This is a genomic window from Thauera sp. WH-2, assembly GCF_048321015.1.
Classification (GTDB): domain Bacteria; phylum Pseudomonadota; class Gammaproteobacteria; order Burkholderiales; family Rhodocyclaceae; genus Thauera.
In genome coordinates, this window is the sequence record NZ_JBLWFG010000019.1 from 1 (window position 1) to 4577 (window position 4577).

A 4577-nucleotide genomic window follows, 5' to 3' on the forward strand; every position below is an offset into this window, starting at 1 on the left:
GCCCTGGTCGATGTACTCCAAGGAAGCAAGGATGGCGGCCGCCTGGTGCACGACCTGGCCCGGCTCGATAAGATGCTGTGTTGTCATGATTCACCTCTCAGACAGGTGTTGATTGAAAGTGCCGGGCGGGTTACCGGTCCGCCCGGTGCGCCTACAGGTACAGCCCCGCTGCCTCGGCGAAGGCTGACCGCTGATTACTGCCGCCCTTCACGTCGATGCTGACTGGCTTGGGTTCGATGCCTCGTGCAGGGTCGGGCCGCGCCACAAAGGCCGCTGTTTCTGCTGCTGCATCAACCTCAGTCGATTGATCGCCCAAAGGTGAAACAAACGCCTGCTGCTCCTCCTGGCGTTCGTACAGGGCTGCCAATGCGGCCATATAGGTTGTTGTCATGGGTTTAGCTCCTGCCTTCGCTGTTATCGGTGTCACGGTTTGCGAATGAGGCCGCTTCGTTATTGCCTTGGGTGCCGCCCAGGCTGTTGCCCTCGAACTGGCCCGCTTCTTTCGACGCCATGCTTTCGCGGATTGAGGCGGCCATCTTCCCGCCCGCCGTTTCATTCACGCGCTCCTGAAATCCTTGCTTCATTTGGGAGCCGACACCTTTGGCCAACTCCGATGCCGTGCCTCTAGCCAATTTCGCGGCCTTAGCAAAACTGCCGCCACTTGAGCTGGAATCGCTTCTGCCAAAGCCGGCAGCCTGTGCAAACGGCGAGCTGCCAGCCGTACCGGTTGCGCCATCACCTCTGCCAGCACCCGAATTGCCACCCATCATCGATCCCATGCCGGGCAAATCCCCACCGTTACTCATGCTCGCTGAGGCTTTGTGAAACGCGGCCAGGACGGCCGATGCGCCGCCCGTAGCGCCTGCGACTCCGCTAATCATGGCTTTACCAGCCATCGCCGCACCGCCTGTGGCCATACCCGCTGCGGTCATCGCAGTACCTATCGCCGCGCCCGCTCCAAAGTTGCCAATGCCGCCTGCACCACCGACGCTCGACCCGGTGATGATGCCGGCGGCCAGAGGTGGAACGCGATTGACCAACATCAGCAACGCCACGCAAAAAACCAGCATCACAGCCAGCTCTTCAAAATTCAGCGTGCCGGTGTTCATCCTGCCGTAGAAGCTGGAAAGCAGATCGTTGCCGATGCCGACAAGCAGCACCATCGCCATGATCTGCACCGCCACGCCGAGCACTGTCTTGTAGTAATTAATCGCCATGTCGGACGTCCAGCGCGAACCACCGAAGCCGAGAAAGAAGATGCCGGCGTACATCAGCAACCAGCCCGACACGAGCAACAGCAGCATATTCACGGCGATGAGGGCGAGCAGGATAAGAATACCGACGCTCAGCGCCACACCAATAAAGCTATCCACAGGTGACCAGACAGACGAGTTCCCAAGGGCCTGCTTCAGAATCATGAATCCGATATCCACGATGCCCGAGGGTGTCACCGAGGCCACCCCGGATGCCTGTTCGCCGACCCTGGCAAGTGACTGAATGATTGAGTTGGCGAGTGCCGGGCCGTTGCGCAACAGCCAGAGGAAGAAGCCGAAGAACAGGATGAATCTGATGAACTCGGCGAAGAATTCGCCAATGTCGGCCTTGCGCAGCGCCATGAAGCCGAACGTAATAACCAGCGAGATCGTGCCCAACGTCCAGAACAGGAACATTGCGGCATTCATCACCACCGTCTGCCAGGACGCGGCCCGCGTAGCGAACTCCGTTACCACTTGGTCAAGCATCCCCTGGTTTGCGAGCTGAGCCGATGCGGCGGTGGAGTAAAGCGCGATGGTGACGCCGATCAGTGCCGCCTTGTGCAGTGCTTTCATGGCCTCACCTCCCGGTCTTTCGGATCGGCAAGTTCGAGCCAGTTCATGTGCTTCTCGGTCGGCGCGATGCCGCCGATGGCTGGCGACCGGCGAGAGCACAGCACTGCGAATTTCTCGCGTGTGGCCTTTTCCTCAATCTTCTTGATTGCCTCGATCTGGCAATTGCTGTCATTGACCTCGGGCATGGGCAAGACAGCTGGTTTCTTATCGCAACCAGTCGCCAGCACCGCAACGAAGCCAGCAAGCAGTATCGTTTTCTTCATGGTGCAGGCCTCCGTCAGCGGGTCAGTTCAAGCCAGTTTTTCGGGCTGGCCGTGAGCTCGATCCTTGATTCCCTGGAGGTTGCGCCGGCGGCCTGCTGCTGCGCTTCAAGGTCGGCCTGCGCCTGCATCCTGGCGGTCACGGCGTTCTGCTGCGCGATCAACAAGCCACGAATTTGCAGGAGCTGGTTCGCCTGATTGGCGGCGAGCTGATTGGCGAAGCTGATAGCCTGCATCTGGCCGGCAGCTCCCTGCGCAGCCGACTGAAGCCGTTCAAGCTGGCGAGCGTCAGCTGTCAGGTTGCGCTGCTGTTGCTCAAGGCCCTTGAAAAGCGCGTCATTCGCTCTCTTCTGGCTCTCGCTTGCCACGCTGCGGTTTTGCTCCATCGCGGCGCGCTCTGCATCCGTGCACCCGGCGGCCGAGAAGCACGGCGATCCACGGTAATAGGCCACGTCCTGGAACTTGCCCAGGTACGCATCGACGCTGCCGAGTTGATTCCTGTAATAGTCCAGCGTGTTGACCGCGTTCATCAGTCCGATGATGGTTGACTGCGCCTGGTCCCAGATATACGCCGCCGGTGCGGCCGTATTCTGAAGCTGGTTTTCGTACTGCTGAAGCTGAGTCTGGTATTGCTCGATCTGCTTGAGTGTCTGCGCCACCGATTCAATGGCTGTCATGACGTTTTGCGTTAGGTTACCGCCGTCAATGACGGGTATGCCGGCGTACGTAGAGGTGATGACGCTGCCAGCGAGGATGGCGGCGAGCGAGGTTTTAGCCGCTAAAAAACGGACAAGTTTCATGGTCGAGTACCTCTCGATGTGATGAGTTAGCTATTGCGGCTAATCTGCCCCACAACGCCGTTAATACTGCGTTACTGTGGGGTTGGGCCATCACGTGGCAGTTCGCCAAAATCTGCCAAGGTACCCGCCCTTGCGACACCGTCACGCCGGGCTTACGTTTTCATTTAAGTTCGGTGTGTGTCGTGCAACCCTGCACGAAATTACTGCTTTGCTGGTTGTTCCAAGCCGACAGCTCGGCCCATTTTTTCCAGATCCAACGGCTGGACCGCTGCGGTCAATATTTCGCGTATTTCCGCCTCTGTACCCCGGTTGTTCAGCGCCGCCCGGACTTTCAGCGCCTGGTGCACCTCATCGGGTAAATTGCGAATGTTCAAATTTGCCATTCTCTTGCCTTTTGGTGTGCTAGCTATCAATGGTAGCAACGACACGGAATTGCACAAGCACTAACGGCCTCGCCCTTTGCGATGCTTTGCCTTCTCCTGCTTGGCGTTCAATTCCGCTTGCAGCTTGGCTTTACGCCATTCCAGCTCGCCCGGCGCGGGCTCCGAGGTAGACGCGGGTTTCTGCGGTGTAATCGCTGCCGCTGCGCCCTCGACCTGCAACACTTCGGCTTGAGACAAGGAGCGCAAACGGCCCGCCCTGGCCACCGGCGGCGGCACCTTGCCGACACCTGGCTTACTGGTCACGCTGAAATTGTCTTGTAGCAGTGCCAGTCGGCGCTTTTCCAGGGCTGGATCAGCAAACGTAATGGGCAGCTTGCCATCCACAGCGGCCCGGATCGCCTGGGCCTTGAACTCGGTAGTGCCGTTGACGGTGATACGACTGCCGTACCGCTCTGCGGCCAGCCTCAAGGCTTCCTGAACGCCGGCGCGGTCGGTGCCGGTCGAGACTTGCAGCCGGTCACCGTCATCTCTCACGGCACTGGCACCGGCCCGGTAAATGATCGTGCCCGTCTTGGTGATGTTGTCGATCACCGGCGCATGGCCGGGCTTCGCCTGACCTTGCCCTTTGACCGTGTTGCCCTTCAATCCCTGGGCAGTCTCTCTGGCCCGCAAGGCAGCCAGCGCCTCGCTGTTACCCTGGGTAGCCTCTTGTTTGAGCCAATCGGCCCACTGGCGGCGCTGGTGGCCCTGGTGCAGCCGTTCACGCTCTTTGGTGTATTCCTTGTATATCCCGTCCAGCTCGGCGCGTAGCGCCGCACTGGCTTGTGAGTACAGCAGTTTTTTGGCCACTCGACCGCCACCGGCCAGCTTGATTGCTGCCCGCTTGGTGGCAGCCTTCTGTTTGGCATCGACCACTGCCCGATCCTTACGCCGCTTCGCCGCGGCCAATGCCTCGGCCCTGGCGGCGGTCAAATTCTTCTGCTCATCCTTGTATCTGGCATAAAGCTCGGTGGTGTCAGAGCGTGACCGTACCGGCTTCTTTTCATAACGCCGCCTGGGCGGCTTCTCCTGCTGACCCGGTGACGCCTCAAAGGCTCCCAGCCGCTTCTCCAAAGCAGGCTTGGACAGATCGCGGGCAAGGGTGCTGGGCTTGACCATCGTGCCGTCATCGGCCCGGATCACCAGCCCGTTGCCCCTTGGCGTAATCTCCAGACCGTTGTCACGCATGACCTGGTGCAGCTCCGTCCAGGAGTGCGCGGCTTTAATGTCGTCCAGGCATTCGCGCTTGATCCAGCCCACCAGACT

General features: G+C 59.8%; 6 protein-coding genes and 1 pseudogene. All 7 read right to left on the reverse strand.

Features of this window, described 5'->3' with window-relative positions:
* Positions 1-87, reverse strand: a pseudogene (locus ACNKW1_RS15600) (type I toxin-antitoxin system ptaRNA1 family toxin); the annotation flags it as partial.
* A gap of 64 nt (positions 88-151) precedes the next feature.
* A complete protein-coding gene (locus tag ACNKW1_RS15605; RefSeq protein WP_418365496.1) occupies positions 152-391 on the reverse strand; it encodes a hypothetical protein in 240 nt (79 codons plus the stop codon).
* Positions 392-395: 4 nt separating this feature from the next.
* Positions 396-1829 carry a P-type conjugative transfer protein TrbL gene (gene trbL, locus ACNKW1_RS15610; protein ID WP_418365497.1) on the reverse strand — a complete coding sequence of 478 codons (1434 nt, stop codon included), beginning with the start codon at positions 1827-1829 and terminating at the stop codon, positions 396-398.
* Positions 1826-2092 carry an entry exclusion lipoprotein TrbK gene (gene trbK, locus ACNKW1_RS15615; RefSeq protein ID WP_418365498.1) on the reverse strand — a complete coding sequence of 89 codons (267 nt, stop codon included), beginning with the start codon at positions 2090-2092 and terminating at the stop codon, positions 1826-1828. Before trbK ends, trbL begins: the two co-directional genes overlap by 4 nt.
* A gap of 14 nt (positions 2093-2106) precedes the next feature.
* Complete coding sequence (trbJ, locus tag ACNKW1_RS15620) at positions 2107-2889, reverse strand: P-type conjugative transfer protein TrbJ (protein ID WP_418365499.1); 783 nt, start codon at positions 2887-2889, stop codon at positions 2107-2109.
* A 200-nt stretch (positions 2890-3089) separates the two neighbouring features.
* A complete protein-coding gene (locus tag ACNKW1_RS15625) occupies positions 3090-3272 on the reverse strand; it encodes a FitA-like ribbon-helix-helix domain-containing protein (RefSeq protein ID WP_418365500.1) in 183 nt (60 codons plus the stop codon).
* Positions 3273-3332: 60 nt separating this feature from the next.
* The coding region (traI, locus tag ACNKW1_RS15630; RefSeq protein ID WP_418365501.1) for a TraI/MobA(P) family conjugative relaxase at positions 3333-4577 on the reverse strand (1245 nt) is incomplete at its 5' end.

Coding starts and splice junctions, on each gene's coding strand:
- trbK (WP_418365498.1), bottom strand. CDS start 2,092: ATGAAGAAAACGATACTGCTTGCTGGCTTCGTTGCGGTGCTGGCGACT.
- ACNKW1_RS15625 (WP_418365500.1), bottom strand. CDS start 3,272: ATGGCAAATTTGAACATTCGCAATTTACCCGATGAGGTGCACCAGGCG.
- ACNKW1_RS15605 (WP_418365496.1), bottom strand. CDS start 391: ATGACAACAACCTATATGGCCGCATTGGCAGCCCTGTACGAACGCCAG.
- trbJ (WP_418365499.1), bottom strand. CDS start 2,889: ATGAAACTTGTCCGTTTTTTAGCGGCTAAAACCTCGCTCGCCGCCATC.
- trbL (WP_418365497.1), bottom strand. CDS start 1,829: ATGAAAGCACTGCACAAGGCGGCACTGATCGGCGTCACCATCGCGCTT.